Origin of the sequence: Pedobacter suwonensis, assembly GCF_900111825.1 — a bacterium.
Classification (GTDB): Bacteria; Bacteroidota; Bacteroidia; order Sphingobacteriales; family Sphingobacteriaceae; genus Pedobacter; species Pedobacter suwonensis.
On the sequence record NZ_FOJM01000012.1, the window covers coordinates 173,083 to 193,798 of the forward strand.

Annotated in this window: 16 protein-coding genes; 13 read left to right on the plus strand and 3 right to left on the minus strand. The window is 38.5% G+C overall.

The annotated features are described in order from the left end of the window. Nucleotides 1–78: 78 nt before the first annotated feature. A complete protein-coding gene (arfB, locus tag BM107_RS16380) occupies nucleotides 79–486 on the minus strand; it encodes an alternative ribosome rescue aminoacyl-tRNA hydrolase ArfB (protein ID WP_090985265.1) in 408 nt (135 codons plus the stop codon). 74 nt (nucleotides 487–560) lie between these two features. On the opposite strand from arfB, the gene cmk reads away from it, so the two are divergent. The 6 genes from cmk (at nucleotide 561) to BM107_RS16410 (ending at nucleotide 9,700) form a co-directional block, all read left to right on the plus strand. After that, nucleotides 561–1,241: a (d)CMP kinase gene (gene cmk / locus BM107_RS16385; RefSeq protein ID WP_090985267.1), complete on the plus strand. Its 681-nt coding sequence runs from the start codon at nucleotides 561–563 to the stop codon at nucleotides 1,239–1,241. Nucleotides 1,242–1,496: 255 nt separating this feature from the next. Continuing rightward, nucleotides 1,497–2,327, plus strand: a complete 831-nt coding sequence (locus tag BM107_RS16390) for a 3-keto-disaccharide hydrolase (protein WP_090985269.1) — start codon at nucleotides 1,497–1,499, stop codon at nucleotides 2,325–2,327. A 48-nt stretch (nucleotides 2,328–2,375) separates the two neighbouring features. After that, nucleotides 2,376–3,872 (plus strand): TPM domain-containing protein, encoded by a 1,497-nt coding sequence (locus BM107_RS16395; RefSeq protein WP_090985271.1) that lies wholly within the window; start codon nucleotides 2,376–2,378, stop codon nucleotides 3,870–3,872. Between the two features lie 188 nt (nucleotides 3,873–4,060). Continuing rightward, nucleotides 4,061–5,038 carry an SH3 domain-containing protein gene (locus BM107_RS16400; protein ID WP_090985273.1) on the plus strand — a complete coding sequence of 326 codons (978 nt, stop codon included), beginning with the start codon at nucleotides 4,061–4,063 and terminating at the stop codon, nucleotides 5,036–5,038. A 690-nt stretch (nucleotides 5,039–5,728) separates the two neighbouring features. Continuing rightward, complete coding sequence (gene rpsA, locus BM107_RS16405) at nucleotides 5,729–7,663, plus strand: 30S ribosomal protein S1 (protein WP_090985274.1); 1,935 nt, start codon at nucleotides 5,729–5,731, stop codon at nucleotides 7,661–7,663. A 369-nt stretch (nucleotides 7,664–8,032) separates the two neighbouring features. Then, on the plus strand, nucleotides 8,033–9,700 hold the full coding sequence (locus BM107_RS16410) for a beta-N-acetylhexosaminidase (protein WP_090985276.1): 1,668 nt from the start codon (nucleotides 8,033–8,035) through the stop codon (nucleotides 9,698–9,700). Here BM107_RS16410 and BM107_RS16415 read toward each other — a convergent pair. After that, entirely contained in the window at nucleotides 9,697–10,623 is a 927-nt protein-coding gene (locus tag BM107_RS16415; protein ID WP_090985278.1) for an AraC family transcriptional regulator, read from the minus strand. The two genes, BM107_RS16410 and BM107_RS16415, sit on opposite strands and share 4 nt — an antisense overlap. A gap of 330 nt (nucleotides 10,624–10,953) precedes the next feature. Here BM107_RS16415 and BM107_RS16420 point away from each other — a divergent pair, with 330 nt between their 5' ends. From BM107_RS16420 to BM107_RS16430, 3 genes are all read left to right on the plus strand, one after another. Beyond that, nucleotides 10,954–12,459 carry an aldehyde dehydrogenase family protein gene (locus BM107_RS16420; RefSeq protein WP_090985280.1) on the plus strand — a complete coding sequence of 502 codons (1,506 nt, stop codon included), beginning with the start codon at nucleotides 10,954–10,956 and terminating at the stop codon, nucleotides 12,457–12,459. 152 nt (nucleotides 12,460–12,611) lie between these two features. After that, nucleotides 12,612–12,986 carry a DUF779 domain-containing protein gene (locus BM107_RS16425; RefSeq protein ID WP_090985283.1) on the plus strand — a complete coding sequence of 125 codons (375 nt, stop codon included), beginning with the start codon at nucleotides 12,612–12,614 and terminating at the stop codon, nucleotides 12,984–12,986. A gap of 140 nt (nucleotides 12,987–13,126) precedes the next feature. Continuing rightward, entirely contained in the window at nucleotides 13,127–13,333 is a 207-nt protein-coding gene (locus BM107_RS16430) for a hypothetical protein (protein WP_090985285.1), read from the plus strand. On the opposite strand, the gene BM107_RS16435 is transcribed toward BM107_RS16430, so the two are convergent. Next, the gene (locus BM107_RS16435) at nucleotides 13,330–13,731 is read right to left on the minus strand and encodes a thiol-disulfide oxidoreductase DCC family protein (protein ID WP_090985288.1); all 402 of its coding nucleotides are present in this window, start codon (nucleotides 13,729–13,731) and stop codon (nucleotides 13,330–13,332) included. The genes BM107_RS16430 and BM107_RS16435 overlap by 4 nt on opposite strands. Nucleotides 13,732–13,999: 268 nt before the next feature. Between BM107_RS16435 and pyrR the strand changes: the two genes are divergently transcribed. The 4 genes from pyrR to BM107_RS16455 all read left to right on the plus strand — a co-directional run bounded on the left by pyrR (nucleotide 14,000) and on the right by BM107_RS16455 (nucleotide 20,658). Further along, entirely contained in the window at nucleotides 14,000–14,554 is a 555-nt protein-coding gene (gene pyrR / locus BM107_RS16440; RefSeq protein WP_090985290.1) for a bifunctional pyr operon transcriptional regulator/uracil phosphoribosyltransferase PyrR, read from the plus strand. A 93-nt stretch (nucleotides 14,555–14,647) separates the two neighbouring features. Further along, nucleotides 14,648–15,577, plus strand: a complete 930-nt coding sequence (locus BM107_RS16445) for an aspartate carbamoyltransferase catalytic subunit (RefSeq protein ID WP_090985292.1) — start codon at nucleotides 14,648–14,650, stop codon at nucleotides 15,575–15,577. 354 nt (nucleotides 15,578–15,931) lie between these two features. Further along, complete coding sequence (locus tag BM107_RS16450) at nucleotides 15,932–18,955, plus strand: tetratricopeptide repeat protein (RefSeq protein ID WP_090985295.1); 3,024 nt, start codon at nucleotides 15,932–15,934, stop codon at nucleotides 18,953–18,955. 5 nt (nucleotides 18,956–18,960) lie between these two features. Beyond that, complete coding sequence (locus tag BM107_RS16455) at nucleotides 18,961–20,658, plus strand: TonB-dependent receptor (RefSeq protein ID WP_090985297.1); 1,698 nt, start codon at nucleotides 18,961–18,963, stop codon at nucleotides 20,656–20,658. Nucleotides 20,659–20,716: the final 58 nt, after the last annotated feature.

The following is a 20,716-nucleotide window of genomic DNA, read 5'->3' on the forward strand; positions in this document are numbered from 1 at the left end:
TTATACAACAAATTTTAATGTTTAATGTGTAAAATCAAATAACAACTAAAAAGATAGTGATAGTGCGGCCATAAATCATTACAAATCAACCACTTTCCTGTTTCTCTTTTTCTCCGCTGTTGAGGCTTTATTTTTTAACCTTTTTTCGATAACACCTTTTGGGATTTTGGTTGGTTTTCTTTTTTTTTGAACCATCAATGCTTTTTTAAGCAGATCGATCAGCTTGATGATGTTTTTTTCTTTATTGAGCAACTGGCTCCTATCCTCTTGCGAAACAACATGCAGCAGACCTTCACTATCCATGCGGTTCTGCAGCTTAATTTTAAGCTGTGCTTTTTCCTCATCAGAAAAATATGCAAATGTTTCTACATTAAAAACCAGTTCTACCTTACTCGAAACCTTGTTTACGTTCTGTCCGCCTTTACCCCCGCTACGCGATGTTTTAAAAATGGCTGATCGTAAAATTTCTTCTCTGTTAGGTAACATCAGGCAAAAATACAAAGAATATCGATCTAAAAAAAGTTAGCAAACCCATCGGCTTTTTTTACCTTTGTAGCAGAATGAAGAAAAACTTGGTTATAGCTATTGACGGCTATTCATCTTGCGGAAAAAGTACATTAGCGAAAGCACTGGCTAAAAAATTAGGTTTCATTTATGTAGACAGCGGGGCCATGTACCGTGCGGTTACCCTATATTTTTTACGCAACAGCATAGATGTGAGCAATGATACCCAGGTTGAAGATGCCTTGCAACACATCGAACTCAATTTCCATTCGCGCGATTATGAATCGCACATCACCCTTAACGGTGAAGAAGTTTCAGACGAGATCCGTTTGATGCCGGTTTCAGAAAATGTAAGTGAGGTTTCTGCGCATAAAATTGTCCGCCATGAAATGGTGAAACAACAACAGCGTATGGGGAAATCTAAAAACATTGTAATGGATGGCCGCGACATCGGCACCACCGTTTTTCCAAATGCCCCTGTAAAATTCTTTATGACCGCCGACCCGAAAATCAGGGCCGAACGCAGGTTTAAAGAACTGGAGAGCAAAGGCAACAACGAAACGACTTTAGAAGAAGTTTTTGAAAACCTTGCCCACAGGGATTATGCCGATACTACCCGAAAAGAAAGTCCGTTGGTTAGGGCCGATGATGCCATTATTTTAGATAATACCGATCTTACACAGCAGGAACAATTGGATTTTGCGCTGGAGAGAGTAAATCCTTTTTTGGTACATTAGTTCATTGGTATATTAGTTTATTGGTCATTGGTTAATTAGTTATTGGTTAATTAGTCATTGGTACGGTGGTCATTGGTTAATTAGTCATTACGATCAACATATTCTGACAGATGTTTATCATCTCGACTGTTGCGAAGCTTAATGAAGAGGTCTATATAGATGTTCAATCCAGGCTATCGATTATGAACTATCCGGCTATTGAACATTGACTTCAGGAAAAAATTTATATTTTTAGCACCAAAACCAAATGTTGCTATGAAATTAAAATCAATTTACCTTACTGCATTATTTCTATCCTTCTTTATTTTAAATGCAAATGCCCAAAAAGGCTGGATCAACCTTTTCAACGGAAAAGATTTAAAAGACTGGAACATTAAAATTGCCAAACACGACTACAATGAAAATTATGCGAATACTTTCCGTGTAGAGAACGGTGTAATGAAAGTAAGTTATGATGGCTACAATGAGTTTGACCAGCAATACGGACACATTTTCTATAAAAAGCCTTTTTCAGCCTATCTTTTAAAAGTAACCTATCGTTTTGTAGGCGAGCAGGCTAAAGGTGGCGAAGGTTGGGCTACCCGTAACAGCGGCGCTATGTTGCATTGCCAGGACCCGGCTACCATGTTAAAAGACCAGGATTTCCCGATCTCTATCGAAGGACAGATTTTGGGTGGAGATGGTGAACATGAACGCCACACCAGCAATGTTTGTACTCCCGGAACCCTGATTAATTATAATGGTAAATTGTTTACACCACACTGTTTGGATTCTAAATCCAAAACTTATGCTGGCGACCAATGGGTGACCGCAGAATTTTTAGTTTTAGGCGATTCTGTGATCAAGCACATTATTGATGGCGAAGTGGTTTTAGAATATACCAAACCTCAAATTGGCGGTGGTAATGTTTCAAATTTCGACCCAAAAGTTAAAACAGATGGTAAAGCCTTAACATCAGGTTATATTTCATTACAGAGCGAAAGCCACCCGATAGAATTCAAAACAGTACAGCTTTACAATTTGGAGGCTTATATGAAAGATAAAGCAAAACTGGATAAAGTATTGGCAAAAATTTTAAAAGAGTAAACCATACCGCCAACTGTTTGTTAAATGATGAGGCCATAAATTTATACGATGCTCAATAAACATTTAATAAAACCTCTCGCCCTCTTCATTTTCCTTTTTTTAGGCAATTTTGTTTTTGCGCAAACGGCCTATCAGGTAAGAGATATACCCGATCCGAAAAAAAATGGAGGTGGCTATGTTAGCGACCCCGATAACATTTTGGGTGCCGGAGCAGTAGCACAGCTCAACAATACCATTGCCGATTTTGAGCGTGAAACTAATGTGCAGGTGGCGGTTGTGGTGGTTAATGATTTTGACCATGATCAGGAAGATTTCGACTTTGCATACGAATTGTTCAATACCTGGGGAATCGGCTCAAAAACCAGCAACAATGGTTTATTGTTATTTATTTCGAAAACGCGGCGAAAGTACAGGTTTATTACGGGCACAGGCGTTGAAGGTGTTCTGCCTGATGTAAAGCTCAAACATATTGCCGAACAGCAACTTTTACCTGCTTTTAGGGAAAATGATTTCGCCACAGGAATTACCAATACCATCAATGCCATTGGAGCAATCATTTTAAATCCTGAAAACAAATCAGAGCTCAATCAATTGTTCACCCCCAAAAAAAGCAACAGTGATTTTGAAAACTTCTTACTACCTACCGGGATCATCCTGCTGCTTTTTTGGGGTGCATTTAAAATTGTAAACCGGCAGGCAAAAAAGGTATTAAAAGATAAACCTCAATCAGATGGGAAGCAATATGAAAAGATAGGAAAAGGCTGCGCGGTGGCTATGATGGTTATTTTTGTAGCTGTTTTTATATTCATCTTTTTTAATGGCTTCAGCTTAGTTGAAAAAATAAGACCAGAAAATATTCCGGTTATTTTGTATGTTATTTTGGCGCTTGTACTTTTAGGCAGGTACCTTTTCCACATTTCAGCGTTACGGAGTATCCATAATGACGATAAAAACTTTTTTAATTCGGTAAGTAGCTTCCATAAAAAAAACTTTTGGTTGATCATCTTTTCTCCCTTTATTTTAATCAGTATCCTGCTTTATTTATTTAAAAGGGTAAAGAATATTAATCGGTTTAAAGCTGTACTGGATAGTAAGGGACGGGAAATGGTGCGTTTGGACAGGGATATTAATATTGAAGGTAAGCCTTTTTTAACAAAAGGCCAGCGTCAGGAGGAAATAGTAAAAGCCTATGATTATGATATATGGGAAAGTGTTGATCATCAGGAACATCTTATCAAGCCATGGCCTGCAGAAGCTTATAATAATTATACTGAATGTCCTGATTGTTATTTCCGTACCTACGAGCTCAACAAACAGGTAACCACTAAAAAGGCTACTTACAGCCATGAGGGACAAGCCAAAATCATAAACGAGTGCAGCTTCTGTAAAAAAACAGAGTTTATTAAATGGATTACCTTAGCGATGCTGATTGAATCGGGTTCGTCGTCCGGTTCGTCTTCATCTGGCAGCAGTTCATCATCTTCCTCTGGCAGTAGCTGGGGCGGTGGCAGTAGCAGCGGTGGTGGCACTGGTGGAAGCTGGTAATTTAGCTTATGTGATTGCCAAGAAAACATCAGACTGCATAAAAGAAGCTTTCTGAAGAAAGATAATTCCTTTTTTCAAACTTATCCCTAGCTATTAAAAGTATTTTCTAATTTTGAAACACTTAGCACGGTGTTTGCTTATAGCGTGTTTGCGATTACTTATTAAACTGTTCGCAGAAACTTATACTTATGACTAGAATTTTCTTCCTCCTCATTGCTCTTTCTTTTTTTGCTAATCGTTTAAGCGCACAAGATTTGTATCGTGTAAAGGCCGATCAATTGCGTGTTAGGGAAAGCAGCAATCCTAAAAGTAAGATTATTGGAAATATAGCTCAGAATGAAAAAGTTACGGTTTTAGATGCCAGTGATGCCAAATTTTACAAAGTAAAGTTTAAAAACCGCGAAGGTTGGGTGAGCAAAGATTTCGTTGAAAAAATTGCCCCTGCTGCTAAACCTACAACACCACAAGCAACTGCTGCGCAGCCTGATGCCGCTCCGCAAACAACAAGTGCCGACATGTATCGTGTAACTGTTGACGATTTGAGGGTTAGGCAACAAGCTGATCCGAAAAGTAAAATTGTTGGTTACCTGCCTAAAAATGAAAATGTTGCCGTAATCGATTCTTCTAACACCAGTTTTTATAAAATTAAAGTAACCAATGGTGAAGGATGGGTTAGCAAAGAATTTTTGATCAGGATTTCGCCTGTAAAGGCAAAAGTTGAAAAAACAGGCATCACGGCATCTGTACCTCTGGAAAAAAAGGATTATACGAACATTATCTTTTTTGCTGTGGTTGCCTTAATACTGATTACCATATTATACTTTTCGGTTAAATATGCCAGTGGCAATAAGTTTCTGATCGGTTTTTCGGTAATTGTAATTTTGGTAATCGGGTATTTCTGTTATATCACTTTTATACAGGCAAAAGTGGTAACAGGTACCTTTGCCAGCAATGAAGATATACAGTATAAAACTTTCAATTTTAAGTCAAAAGATTCAGTAACCGTTACCGATGCCTATACCGATTCTGTGTTTACCTCAAAATATGTAATTGATGGCGATATGATTAAATTATACGATCAGCAGAACACCATTATGCTTTTAATCAGGGATGAAAAAACATTAATTGGAGAAGGTTTTACCAGGGGAACTTTTACGAAAAGATAGCAGCAAATCGTCATTCTGAAGTTGTTTTACAAGTAGAAATAATATTTTCAATGGCCTTGTAGCTACTTCGTGGTTAGAATCTTTTGGAAGGGTAAGCGATCGTCCTTCGAAAGGCTATCAATGAAAGATTTAAAAAATCTCCGTCATTTCGACTGTAGCGCAGCGAAATGGAGAAATCTTTGAACTAGAATTGCAATAAATCTTTAAACTATGTTAAAAGATTTCTCCACTGCGGTCGAAATGACGAGACTTCGATTCCATTAAAATTCTTTATCAATCTGTCTATTCATTATTGATTTTTGAACAATAATTATCACTCAGAATGACATTTTTTTTTATTTTTTACTTTAGTAAGCTTTCCGTGGAAATGTTTGGTAGATATTTGTGCACAGTCCCTTGTTTATAAACCCGATAAAGCGGAATAGCCCGGAGCGCAGCGAGGACTATAAGCGATAGCGGGACTGCTGCCCCCGATAAAATACGGTACGCTCATTTTCAAATCATTATAAAAAATCAATCTATAAAGTTATAGGCCTCTTCGCCCAGATCCTGAAATAAATTCAGGATGACGGACCGATATATTATAATCAGCTAAAAATCAGCAAGATTTATTAAAAAAATCTTTTCTATTAATTAAAATATTTTTACCTTTGCAATCCCTAAATAGGGAAAAAAGGAGACAATTAATTAATGGCTAAAAAACAAGTAGCAGAAAAAGAATTAGCGGCTAAAACAGCTGAACTTCAGGGAGAAGGCGGACGCCTGACTGAAAAAGAAACAATTGAATCAGAAGCTGATTCAGTTTCGATCGAATCGATCAAATCATCATTAGCAACACCAAGCGAAGATTTCGACTGGGATGCAGATGAAAAAGTTTTTGGTAATTACAATGAAGCAGACCGTAAAAAGTTTGAAGATATGTATGCCGGAACATTCAACCAGATCACTAAAGGTGAAATCATCAGCGGTATTGTTGTTTCAATCAACAACAAAGATGTAGTATTAAACGTAGGTTTCAAATCAGACGGTTTGGTTTCTACTTCAGAATTCCGTGATACACCAGATCTAAAAATCGGCGATTCAGTTGACGTTTTCGTTGAAGCACCAGAAGATGCTAACGGTCAATTGATCCTTTCCCGCAAAAGAGCAAAAACCCAAAGATCATGGGAAGCTATCAATGAGGCGCTTGAGAACGACAGAATCATCAACGGTTTCGTTAAGAGCCGTACTAAAGGTGGTTTAATTGTTGATATCATGGGCGTTGAGGCTTTCTTACCAGGATCTCAAATTGATATTAAACCTATCCGCGATTACGATGTATACGTGGGTAAAACAATGGAATTTAAAGTTGTTAAAATTAACCATGAGTTTAAAAACGTAGTTGTTTCTCATAAAGTGTTAATTGAAGACGATTTAGAAAGTCAAAAAGTAGAGATCGTTTCTAAATTAGAAAAAGGTCAGGTATTGGAAGGTACTGTTAAAAACATCACTGATTTCGGTGTGTTCATCGATTTAGGTGGTGTTGACGGTTTACTTCACATTACCGATATTTCTTGGGGCCGCATAGAGCATCCGAAAGAAGTATTATCATTAGATGAAAAAATCAACGTAGTTGTTTTAGATTTCGATGATGAGAAAAAACGTATCGCTTTAGGCTTAAAACAATTAACTCCACACCCATGGGAGAATTTAAGCACTGACATTCAGGTTGGTTCTAAAGTAAAAGGAAAAATCGTAACTGTTGCAGATTACGGTGCTTTCTTAGAAATCATCCCTGGTGTTGAAGGTTTAATCCACGTTTCTGAAATGAGCTGGTCACAAAACTTAAGAAATCCACAAGAATTCTTAAAAGTTGGCGATGAGATCGAAGCTGAAGTTTTAACTTTAGACAGAGACGAACGCAAAATGAGCTTAGGTATTAAACAATTATCTAACGATCCATGGCAAGAAGTTGCTGCTAAATTCCCAGTTGGAAGCAAGCACCAGGCAACTGTTAAAAACATGACTAACTTCGGTGTATTTGTTGAAATCGAAGAAGGTATTGATGGTTTAATCCACATCTCTGACTTATCATGGTCTAAAAAAGTAAACCACCCTAACGAATTCACTAAAGTTGGTGATGTATTAGACGTTGTTGTTTTAGAATTAGACGTTGATAACCGTAAATTAAGCTTAGGTCACAAACAATTAGAAGAAAACCCTTGGGATACTTTCGAAACGATCTTCACTTTAGATTCGGTTCACCAGGGTACTGTTGTTAAAGTAACTGATAAAGGTGCTGTTATTGCTTTACCTTATGGTGTAGAAGGTTTCGTACCAACTAAACACATGGTTAAAGAAGACGGTACTTCAGTTAAAGCTGAAGAAACCAATGACTTCAAAATCATTGAATTCAACAAAGAAGCAAAACGTATCGTAGTGTCTCACGCCCGTATTTGGGAAGAGGTTAAAGCTGAAGCTGTAGCAGAAGAAAGAAATGCTAAGAAAAAAGAAGCTAAAGCTGCTGTAACTGCGGTTAAAAAAGTTAAAGATTCTGTAGAGAAATCTACTTTAGGAGACTTAGACGTATTGGCTCAATTGAAATCGCAATTAGAAGGCGAAGAAAGTAAAGCTAAAAAAGGCTAGTTCTTTTTAACTGAAATATTAATCCCGATAGCGAAAGTTATCGGGATTTTTTTTTGCCCCATCCTGTAAGGTTTCAAAAACCTTACAGGATTATTTTTTACCCTACAACCTATAGCAGCCAAGGAAACACGGAGCTAGGGGATTTTCTTAATAAATCGTTAGTAGTTAGGAAGTTACCTCGAAACGTCATCTCGACTGAAGCCCAGCGAAACGGAGAGATCTATTGAGACAGATTTCTCGACTGCGTTGCACTTCGCTCGAAATGACGTCATTACTTTTATGTAACAAAATAATCCATTCTCCTCTACTTATTCTGTACATCCCTCCTATTATCACTACTTTTGAAAAGCTTAACCTAGTTTTTTCAGCATGAAAAAAATTATCTTTTTGTTTCTGATCCTTATTTCGTTTAAACTTGCTGCGCAGGAGATTAATATTATCCCACAGCCTGTACAATTGAAACCCAATCCGAATGAGCTGCCATTTAAAATAGATAGCACTACAGTATTATATTCAAACGATTCTTCTGCCACTGCATCGATAGAATTCCTACAGAACTATCTTAGTTTAAACTATAAATTCAAACTCAAAACAACTAGAATTCCGGACATAAACCGAACCAACGCTATAAATTTGATACTAAGTGATAAAATTTCTAATCCAAAAGAATACATCTTAACGGTTACGAATAAATCAATTATTATAGGCGGTAGATCTGACACAGCCATCTTCCAAGGTATCCAAACCTTGATTCAGCTATTGCCAACTTCAAAACACTTTCCGCTTCAAATTCCTGCGGTTTCTATAACCGACTACCCCCGCTTCGACTACCGTGGCATGCACCTTGATGTAAGCCGTCATTTTTTTGATGTTGCCTTTGTAAAACAGTACATTGATTATTTAGCAATGCATAAAATGAATTATTTCCACTGGCATTTAACCGATGATCATGGCTGGCGGATTGAAATTAAAAAATATCCTAAACTAACCGAAATTGGTGCCTGGCGCAATGGGAGTATTATTGGCTTATGGCCAGGAAAAGGCAACGAAAATATTAAATATCAGGTACTGACCAACGAAATTAAAATCACACCAAAAGATGCTGTAATTAAAACTGACGGCATACGCCATGGTGGTTTTTATACCCAGGAACAGATTAAAGAAGTAGTAGATTATGCGGCTAAACGTTACATCACTATTATCCCGGAAATTGAAATGCCTGCGCACAGCATGGCTTTACTGGCAGCCTATCCGGAATTAGGCACCGAACCCAACAAAAAGTACACCGTAGCCGAAACCTGGGGCATGATGAACAAATACAACAATGTACTGCAGGCTTCTGACACTACCTTTAAGTTTTTAGAAAATGTTCTAACAGAGGTGATGGATTTATTCCCCTCTCCTTATATCCACATTGGCGGTGATGAAGCTGCTAAAGTATGGTGGAAACAATCAGCTGTTTCTCAACAGATCATGAAAGCCAACGGCTTAAAAACCGAGAGTGAACTGCAAAGTTATTTTATCCGCAAGATGGAGAAATTTGTAAACAGCAAAGGTAAAACCATTATTGGCTGGAACGAGATTTTACAGGGAGGCCTGGCACCAAATGCGGTGGTGATGAGCTGGCAGGGAGAGAAAGGAGGCATTGAGTCGGCCAGGCAAAACCATAAAGCCATCATGACGCCAGAAAATACCATGTATTTTAACCACAGACAGTTCGTAAAAGAAGATAGCCTGGCTGCAAATAAGTTTTCGCCCCTGATTGATGTTTACAATTATGAACCCATACCTACTGAATTAAATGCCGAACAGGCAAAATACATTTGGGGTGCGCAGGGCTGTTTATGGACCGAATACATCACCACTCCTGCTAAAGTACAATATCAGCTTTTCCCAAGGTTAGATGCCCTGAGCGAAATTTTGTGGAGTCCAAAAGACAAACTCAATTATCCGGATTTTCAGAAAAGATTAAAAACGCAGTTTAAACGATACGATTTAATGGGAATTACCTATTCTAAAAGGTATCTGGAAAATTAGTGGATGATCTGTTTTGCTAACTGTACCTGATAAGTGCCAGGTGTGATGCCGACGATCTTTTTAAATGTCCTGATAAAATAATTGGCATCGTTAAAACCCAATTCATAACTTATCGAAGCCACTTTTGCACCAGGCCGGGTAAGTAAGATCTTGGCTTTATTAATTTTCTCTGCCAGGATAAAATCATTGGGACTAATGCCCAGCTCGCGTTTAAACAAGCGGTAAAACGTGGCCTTGCTCATACAGGCCTTATCGCTCAAGCTATTGATGCTGATCTTCTCGTTCAGGTTAGTTTTAATATAGTTCAGTACAAAGGCCAATGGATTTTGATTGATGTTATAACCTTCATCGCTGACGGTTTTAAGATTTTGAGTCTGCATAATGCGCACCAGCAATTCTTTTAAGGTTAAGTCGGCCAGCACATCTTTTTCCTTGCTACGTTCGGCGCAAATCCGGATGACTTTATTAATGAGGTAGGCAATTTCTTCATTGTTGTAAAAATGGTATTCATCATAGTTCAGCAACCATTTTTCGTTACTTCCCTCCTTTGGGAAAAACTCGTTTAAATAAGCAATCGTTTTTTGGATCTGTTCCTGGTCAATAGCAAGGGCAATACATTGCGTAGGATTTTGATTAGTGGCTTCCGGAAAATCAATCTCCATGGTAACCGATGGAGGAACAATAACGGTCTGACCCGGAAAATAGTCAAACCCCTCTTTATCAAACAAATGCATCACCTTTTTGCCCCTCAGCATGCTCGTAATAACAAAATCGTTAAAAGTGAGGGGAACCTTATAAGATTGGGTATAAGTTTCGAAAACATTTAATTCACAGCGCTCCAAGGTATAAGAAGTTCTGTTCTCTACCAAAGTTTGCAAGGTTTCCGATGCACTGAGATTTACCTGATCTAATGTATGTTGCATAAACCGAAATAATTTGGTTAGACTATTACTATAATCAAATATAGTGATTTCCAGCTTTTCAAACGGTCATCCGAAAGCCTTGTTATCCGGCAATATAACATCATTTCCACTGGCTGACCTTTAAAGCAGGTCGGGTTATAAAATGGTTACAAAACCTGAAACAATAATGCTATCAATTGATTCGATTATCCTATCTGTACCACCCAATTTGCCATTAGGTTTGTATCAGCCAAATCTTATTACCGTAAAATCATGATGAGCCATACCATTAAAAACCCTATATCAAACCCGCTCAGAATGGTTTTTAAAATTTAATTATCAATAATAATTATGGAAAATTTAATTGAGAAACCTTCATTCAAATCCCACTATGATAACTATATAGGGGGAAAATTTGTAGCACCGGTTAAAGGTGCGTATTTTGATAATATATCGCCGATCGACGGTCAGGTTTTTACCAAGGCGGCCCATTCTACGAAAGAAGATTTAGAATTAGCCGTTGATGCTGCGCATGAGGCTTTTAAAACCTGGAGCAAAACCTCTTCTACCGAAAGAAGCATTATCTTAAATAAGATTGCACAAAGGATGGAGGATAACCTCGAATACCTGGCCACTGTCGAAACCATCGACAATGGAAAAGCGGTTAGGGAAACTTTAGCTGCTGATTTACCGCTTGGCATAGACCATTTCAGGTATTTTGCCGGTGTGATCCGTGCAGAAGAGGGTTCATTGTCAGAACTTGATCAAAATACAGTTTCCTTAATCGTACACGAGCCTATTGGCGTAGTGGCACAAATTATTCCCTGGAACTTCCCTTTGTTGATGGGTATCTGGAAACTGGCCCCTGCGCTGGCCGCAGGTAACTGTGTGGTATTAAAACCTGCAGAAAGCACACCTGTTTCGATTATGGTTTTAATGGAATTAATCGGTGATTTACTGCCTCCGGGTGTGGTTAACGTGGTAAACGGCTTCGGATCAGAACTTGGTCGGGCATTGGTTACTAATCCTAAAATTTCAAAAGCAGCATTTACAGGTTCTACCCCTACCGGAAGATTGGTGATGCAATATGCTACTGAAAATATCATCCCTGTTACCCTGGAACTTGGTGGAAAATCGCCAAATATCTTTTTTAGCTCGGTAATGGCAGAAGATGATGCTTTTCTAGATAAGGCAGTGGAAGGTGCGGTGATGTTTGCCTTAAATCAGGGCGAGATTTGCACCTGTCCCTCGCGTTTATTAATTCAGGAAGATATTTACGAAAAATTTATCGCAAAAGTAATCGAAAGAACCGAAGCAATAAAAATTGGTAATCCGCTGGATAGAACGGTGATGATGGGGGCGCAGGCTTCGAAAATCCAATATGAAAAAATTGCACAGTACATCAAATTAGGTAAAGAAGAAGGTGCAGAAGTATTAACTGGTGGAGGGGTAAATGAACTACCTGGCGAACTGGGTGGCGGTTACTATATAAAACCAACGATTTTTAAGGGTCATAATAAAATGCGGATTTTCCAGGAAGAGATCTTTGGTCCGGTGTTGGCGGTAACGACCTTTAAAACCGTTGAAGAAGCCATTGAGATTGCAAACGATACTTTATATGGTTTAGGCGCAGGGGTATGGACACGCGATGCTCATGAACTTTACCAGGTACCAAGAGCTATTCAGGCAGGTCGTGTTTGGGTAAATCAATATCATTCTTATCCAGCAGGTGCTCCTTTTGGTGGCTACAAACAATCAGGTGTAGGCAGGGAAAACCATAAAATGATGCTGGGCCACTATCGTCAGACTAAAAATATGTTGATTTCTTACGATAAAAACAAATTAGGTTTCTTTTAGTTAGATCATAGTGGATGGTTTGCTGGTTCATAGCTTAGTGTTTCATCAAAACTAAATACTGAGATAAATGAAACAAATATAAAGTCTATCAACCACCTGACCATCAACCATAAAAATCTCTGCTTCTAAAAATCAATTATAAAATTAACTTCATGATCGAGCGAATAGACAGTACACAAAAAGCAAAGGAGCTGATTGCAGTACTTAAAGAAAAGCATGGAGAACTCATGTTTTACCAGGCTGGTGGCTGTTGTGAAGGTACACAGCCTCAATGCTTCGAAAAGGGAGGATACTACCTGCGGATGCGCGATGTTTGTTTGGGTGAAGTAGAAGGCTGCGAATTTTGGGTAGACAGGGATCTTTTTGAATACTGGAAATTTTCGCACTTTACGTTAGATGTGCTGGATGGTTTCGGCGTAGGTGGTTTTTCTTTAGAAACTCCAATGCAGAAAACCTTCAAAATACATTACCGGTTATTCTCTGAAAAAGAGTTAGAAAATTTAACTCCGGTTAAAACAGCCGAGTAATTTTTGTGTATTTGGTAAACACAGGTCAGCCTGGAGTAATCCGGCTGACTTTTTTTGTTGACTGTTCAGCCATGCTGATTTAGGCCAGCATCTTTCCTGTTTCTAAAAATTTATGCAATCTTTGCATTCAAAACAAAATTATGCGTAAACTATTTGCTGTCCTTTGTACCATCATTACCCTATTTGCCATTAAAGAAGCAATATATGTTTTCCTTTCTCAGGAAGCAGATATGGTTAAACAGCGCCCGATCCTTATTGTCATTTCGTTAAGCATCTGTATCCCACTGATTGTGTTATCGCTGTGGCTGTGGACACCGCGTGGAAAGAAAAACAATCAATCAAATTAAGCAATAAACTTACCTTTCAATTCGGGCGTTGGCACCCAACAACTCTCCTGCTTTCCCCACCACTTGTAACGGTTTTTAGCTATCCTGTCGTAAACCCAATCACGAATGAATTTGGGAACGATGATAAATGTATAAAGCAAGGGAATTAATCCATTCATTTTGCGGGCCACCCGCAGTGCCGCTGATGATTTGGTATAGAGCTTTTCATCCTCCAGCAATAGAATGGTATTCAACTTTTCCGGATCTGCATTAAATTTTGGCAGCATTTCTTTGGCATAATCACCCTGTAACGCCGAAAATTTAAATTGGTTCTTTTGATCATGCGCGATAACAAACTGTACAGATGAATTGCACAAGTTACAAACGCCATCAAAAAAGATTACAGGTTGCCGGATCATAGACTATAAAAATAATGTTTTAAATGCAAAAACAGCCATAACTCCGATCAAAATTTAAGCGAAAAGCAGAAAGTCTAAACCTTAAGTCGAATTACTCCTGTCGGACTAACTTCACCCTTTTTGTGATTTACCATTTCCATCCACATAAAATTATTTTTTTCCTTTTACTTTTTGATAACGAACATTTTAGCCGCAGAATCGTTAAAACAATCAATGTTCAACTTTCTTAGCTTAAAACATTTTTATATATTTGCCCAATCCTTCTTCAATGCAAAAGAAAACACTTCTTGACGGACAAAAAATTCAGATTACAATTAAGAGGCTCTGCCATCAATTAATTGAAAACCACGACGATTTCGCAAATACCGTTTTAATTGGCATCCAGCCAAGAGGTATCTTTTTGGCTGACCGCATTCATCAGGATCTTCAACAGATCTTAAAAAACAAGAAAATTTTAAAGGGAAACCTTGACATTACTTTCTTTAGAGATGATTTCCGACGAAAAGACGGATTGGTTACCGCGAGCAGCAACTCGATGGATTTCATTATTGAAGGCAAAAAAGTAATCCTGATTGATGATGTACTCTGGACAGGCAGAACCATTAGGGCAGCGCTCGACGCCCTGCTTGCTTATGGCCGCCCTGAAAAAGTGGAGCTCTTGGTTTTAATAGACCGGAGGTTTAGCCGACACTTACCTATAGAACCTGATTACATTGGTCATCAGGTAGACAGCTTAAATTCACAACAGGTAAAAGTAACCTGGGCCAGCGAAGGAAGTGAAGATAAAGTGATTTTAATATCAGAACCGCCCCTTCCAAAATGAGCCTAAATACCTTACAATAGGAATATTTGGCATGGAAGCGCTATCTGACAATTAAAACCAAATAATAAAACAGAGAAAAACAATAAATAAAAAATGGCAGCAGAAAAATTATCAACCCGACATCTTTTAGGCATTAAAGATATTAACCGGAATGATATCGAATTGATTTTCGAGACTGCAGATAATTTCAAGGAAGTGATTAACCGACCAATTAAAAAGGTTCCTTCACTTCGTGACATTACGATTGCCAATATCTTTTTCGAAAACTCTACCCGCACCAAACTTTCTTTCGAACTTGCTGAAAAAAGACTTTCGGCTGATGTGATTAATTTTGCAGCCTCCTCATCATCGGTAAGTAAAGGAGAAACCCTCATCGATACGGTAAATAATATCTTATCCATGAAAGTTGATATGGTAGTGATGCGTCATCCTTATGCCGGGGCAGGCCAGTTTTTAAGTAAACATGTAAAAGCCCAGATTGTAAATGCAGGAGATGGCGCGCATGAACACCCTACCCAGGCCTTACTCGACGCCTTCTCCATCCGCCAGAAATTGGGCGATGTGGCTGGCAAAAAAGTGGTTATCGTAGGGGATATTATGCACTCTCGTGTTGCGATATCCAACATTCTTTGCCTGCAGCGCTTAGGTGCAGAGGTGATGGTTTGTGGCCCTACCACCTTAATCCCCAAACATATCCATCAACTTGGCGTAAAAGTTGAACATAATCTGATTAAAGCGCTGAACTGGTGTGATGTGGCCAATATGTTGCGTATCCAGCTCGAGCGTCAGGATATAAAATATTTCCCATCTTTAAGAGAGTATGCCTTGATGTATGGCTTAAATAAACAGATCTTAGATAACCTTGATAAAGAAATCATCGTAATGCACCCTGGTCCGATAAACAGAGGTGTGGAAATCACCAGCGATGTGGCCGACAGTAAACAATCGATTATTTTGGAACAGGTAGAGAATGGAGTGGCCGTCCGAATGGCCGTGTTGTATCTGCTAGCCAGTCAGGGATAAATTAGTTTGGAGTTTGGAGTTGTTAGTTTGGAGTCCTGAGTCGGGAGTCTATTTTTTTCCTGCAATTAACAGATTTAAACAACTAACCAATTAACCTTCTACGCGAATTTCTACATAGATTTGATGGAGGGAATAATAAACCAATGCCAATCGGCCACTGAACCGATACCGGATGCGGCGATATCAATGACGAATGGACTGACGACCATTGAACCTAACTTTTCCACATTCGATCGCCCTTTAATACCAAACCAAGAATCCCGTCGTTAATTTGTGTTATTAACAGATGTTAATTACTTCTGTTGATAAGCTCTGATACTATTTCTAATTTAGTACCAACCATATTTGAAACCGATGCAGAAAAAATACTTACTAATTCCGCTAATTTTAGCAGGAAGTTTTAGCACTTATGCGCAAGTTAGTGCAGTGCAAAACCTCAACAAAAACTATCAAACGGGCTTAGAATTATTAGACAAAGAAAAATATACGGCAGCTGCGCAACAATTTAAACTCGTTGAGCTGCAACGTTATAAACCTTCTACCCAGACAGAAAGCAATGCCGAACTGTCGTTACTTAAGGAAAACGCAAAGTTTTATGCAGCTGTTTGTGCATTGGAACTGACCAATGCCGATGCCGAGAGTCTGTTTCAGGCATTCATCCGCGATTATCCGTTAAATCCGAATACCAAACTGGCTTATTTCTACGTTGGAAAAACTTATTTCAATCAAAAAAACTACAAAAAAGCGTTAGAGTGGTTCGAAAAAACCGACCCTTCTACTCTTTCGGGCAAACAAAGAAATGAATACCAGTTTAAGCAGGGTTATGCCTATTTTGAACTTAAAGACTACGATAAGGCAGAGCCTTTATTCGAAAAAGTAAAAAAAGAAGAAGGTGATTTTCAGGAAAGTGCCACTTACTACTTCGCCTACATCAATTACTTAAATAAAGAGTATAAAACGGCATTGGCCAACTTCGAAAAGCTGAAGGGCTCACCTACCTATGAGGCGAGTTATCCATATTATATCACATCAATGTACTACCTGGATGAGCGTTATGATGATGTGATCAGCTATGCGCTGGCAGCCATTCAAAAAACAAAACAACAGTTTGAACCAGAGATGCTGAGCCTGGTTGCGGCATCTTACTTTGCAAAATCTGAATTCAAAAATGCGGAAAAATATTTTGCAGAATATTATGCAAAAGACAAGAGCGAAACCAAAAACAACCTTTTTATTTATCAATATGGATACAGTCTGTTCCAGAATAAAAAGTACAAAGAAGCGGTTACCGTTTTAGAAAAACTGAATAACGATGATATTTACCTGCAAAACGGTATGCATACGTTAGGTAAGGCTTTTATCCAGCTGGGAAACAAACAGAAAGCACAAAGTGCCTTTTTCAGGGCTTCACGCTTGAGTTTCGATAAAAGTATACAGGAAGAAGCCTGGTTAAACTACGCTAAATTAAGCTATGAATTAGAATTCCACCAGCAGGCCCTTGAAGCTACACAGGGTTTCTTAAAAACGTTTCCAAAATCGCGTAAAATAAACGAAGCGAAAACTTTATTGGGCGAGGTTTTATTAACCACTAAAAATTATCAGGCCGCTGTAGATATTTTAGAACCTATTCCTGATAAAAACCTGGAGGCTAAAGAAGCCTATCAAAAGGTTACTTACTTCAGAGGATTGGAGTTTTACAACGAAAGGGCTTTCCCAAATGCCTTATCCATGTTTTTACGCTCCGACAAATTTCCGGAAGACAATGAGATTTATGCTTTAAACACCTATTGGAAAGCAGAATCGATGTACGAACTTCGTAAGTATGGAGAAGCAGTTAGCACTTTCGAGAAATTCCTGAAAATGCCGGATGCCGATAAGACAGGTGTATACAATTTTGCCAACTATGCTTTAGCTTATGCAGCTTTTGAAGATGAAAAATACAGCAAGGCGGCCAATTATTTCGAAAAATTCCTTGCAGGCAACGATAAAGATCAAAAAACCATTGATGATGCCACTATCCGGTTAGCCGATTCGTATTTCGTTAATAAGAATTATGGTGACGCGATGGCGAATTACAATAAGATCATCAACAGACATACCACTTCCGAGGATTATGCTACTTTCCAGAAAGGGATGATCCAGGGATTGGAAAATCAGTATGATGCGAAAATTGCAACCATGCAAAACTTATTGAAGGCTTTTCCAAACTCAAACTACGCGGATGATGCCGGTTTCGAAACAGCCTATACCTATTTCAATAAAGGTGATTTTGATAAATCCAAATCTGACCTAGTAGCTTTGGTTGCCAAATACCCACGAAGCAGCTACGTAGCTAAAGCACTGGTTACCATTGGTCTGGTTCAATATAATCAGGATCAGGATGATGCTGCTTTAGAATCGTTTAAAAAAGTAATCCGTGATTATCCAACTGCCGATGAAGCTAAACAGGCGATGGAATCAATTAAAAATATTTATGTAGACCGTGGTGATGCGGATGGCTTTATTGCGTATGCCACCACTACTCCACTGGGAAATTACTCTGGCGCAGAGCAGGATAACATTGTATTTGCTGCAGCTAACAATACCTATCTAAAAGGAGATGCAAACGGCGCTTTCCAGGCGATAAATGCTTATTTTGATAAGTTCCCTAAAGCGATACATGAAAAGGAAGCTAAATTTATCAGAGCTGAATCATTGGTTAAATTAGGTCGCCCGGATGAAGCCATTCCTGATTACGAATTTATCTTAAACGACTGGACAAGTGATTATACGGAGCGTTCATTGGTAAGTATCTCGCAACTGTTTTTAAACCAGAAAAAATACAATGAAGCCATTGTTTACCTGAAAAGACTGGAAACAACTACTGATTATAAATCGCATTATAGTTTTGCTATCAATAACTTGTTAAAGGCTTATACCGCCTTAAACATGCCTGATGACATGCTTAAGTACGCGCAGCTGACTAAAGAATCAGAAAAAGCATCGGAAGAAGAAAAAAACAGTTCCGGCTTATACTCCGGTAAAGCTTATTTACTAAAAGGCGACACTACAACTGCCATAAAAGAGTTTAAGAATGTAGTGGCCAAAACCAAAACTGTTGCTGCTGCCGAAGCCAAGTACAATTTAGCTTTATTGGAATACAACAAAGGTGATTTCAAAACTTCATCTAAAACCTGCTTTGACCTGATTAACAATATGGCCGCTTACGATTATTGGGTAGCGAAAGCTTTTATCCTTTTATCTGATAATTATGTAGCACTTAAAGACAATTTACAGGCGAAAAGTACACTTCTCAGTATTATTGATAATTACGAAGGCAAGGACGATATCATTCCGACAGCCAAAGAAAAACTAGAAAAACTAAACAAGAAGAAGTAGCAATTATGAAATCGATTAAATATATATATAGTTCGCTGTTTTTTGTAGCTGCCGGCTTAATGACCGCACAGGCCCAGGATAAAAAAACGGAGGAAAAAGGCGTAGTAAAAGAAGAGATTGAAGTAGTGCGCCCATACAAACCCATTTTGGCCGAAGCAGTAAAGTTGAGACGAAGCCCAAATTTGGATGACGTTAAAACATATAAGGCTAAATTAAACTACAGCATTATGGATAGAAAGCTGGAACTAAACAGTGATATCCAAAAATTACAGGCCCAGGCACTTGCCGAAGAAAAGGAAAGCATTTTAGTCAACAATTATGTAAAAGGTGGATTTGGTTCTTTGGCTACTCTTTTAGGAGAAGCATATTTCAACACTGGCAAAGATGAAGGATTACAGGTTGGTGGCTATTTTAAACACTTCAGTCAGGAAGGAAAGTTAAATAAACAGAACAGTAGCAACCAACAGTTAAGCGTTTTCGGTCGCAGTATTTTGGATGAGAATACAGTAAGTGGGCGCATTAATTTTGAGCGTAACGGCACTTATTTTTATGGGATCGACAACAGCAGGACTACGCTAAATCCCAATCCGGATAAACAGGCATTAACGACCATCGAATTAGAAGGCGAATTGGTGAAAAACTTCACTGAGGACGAAGATGCTTTTAGCTATGCCTTAAAAGCCAATGGCTATATCTGGAACGATAAATTTAGCGCTAAAGAAAATTACCTGAGTTTAAACGGTTATGTTAACAAGCGTATTAATTCTTTAAACCTTGGCTTAGCTGCGTCAACTGAATTTGGAAACACGAAAGATGCTTTAACGAGTGTTGGCAACAATTTGCTGCGTTTAAACCCTTATATCCGCTTACAGGTTAAGGGGGCTAAAATTACCGCAGGCGTTAATTTCGTTCAGGAATTTGGTGCCTATAGCAGCACGAAGGTATTCCCTGCGGTTACGGCCGACTTTACGCTGATTCCTGATTATTTACAGGTTTTTGGAGAAGTTAAAGGAGATGTAAACAGAAACTCGTTAAAAAACTTTACCGATGAAAATCCATGGCTAAACAGTAATATCCTGGTTAAAAATACTGTAGAAAAATTAAGTTTCAGCGCGGGTGTTAAAGGTACAGGCGGACCTGGTTTTGGTTACAAAGCCCGTATCTATGTAAAACAGTTTGATGATATGCCTTTGTTTGTAAACAACTTTACCGACTTTAATAAGTTCGATGTCATTTACGATTTCGGCAAAACAAAATTAACTGGTCTGGAAGGCGAAATTTCAGTTCAGGTAAGCGATGCTTTAAAATGGACCGGAAAATTAAACCTGGACGATTGGAAGCCGGCTTCTGAAACCTACTCCTGGTTTAAGCCGGGCTTAAAAGTGAGTTCGAACTTTATGTATACTTTCAACAAAAAACTAAGCTTTAATGCTGGAGTAGTCATTCAGGATGATGTAAAAGCTAAAGTATATACAGGTGCGCCGGTTCCTGCTTCACAATATGTAATTCCGAACCCGGGCATAGAACTTATTGAGACCGTTAAAGGATATGTAGATTTAGGCCTTGGTGCAGATTACAGGATCAATAAAAAATTCTCTGTTTTTGCTAAAGCGAACAATATTTTAAACAACAACTACAGCAGGTATTTATATTACCAGGCAAACGGATTTAATATTTTCGGCGGATTGACTTATTCTTTTTAAGCAGCTATTTAAGCGTACAAAAAATGCCTTTCCAAATCGGTAAGGCATTTTTTTTAGG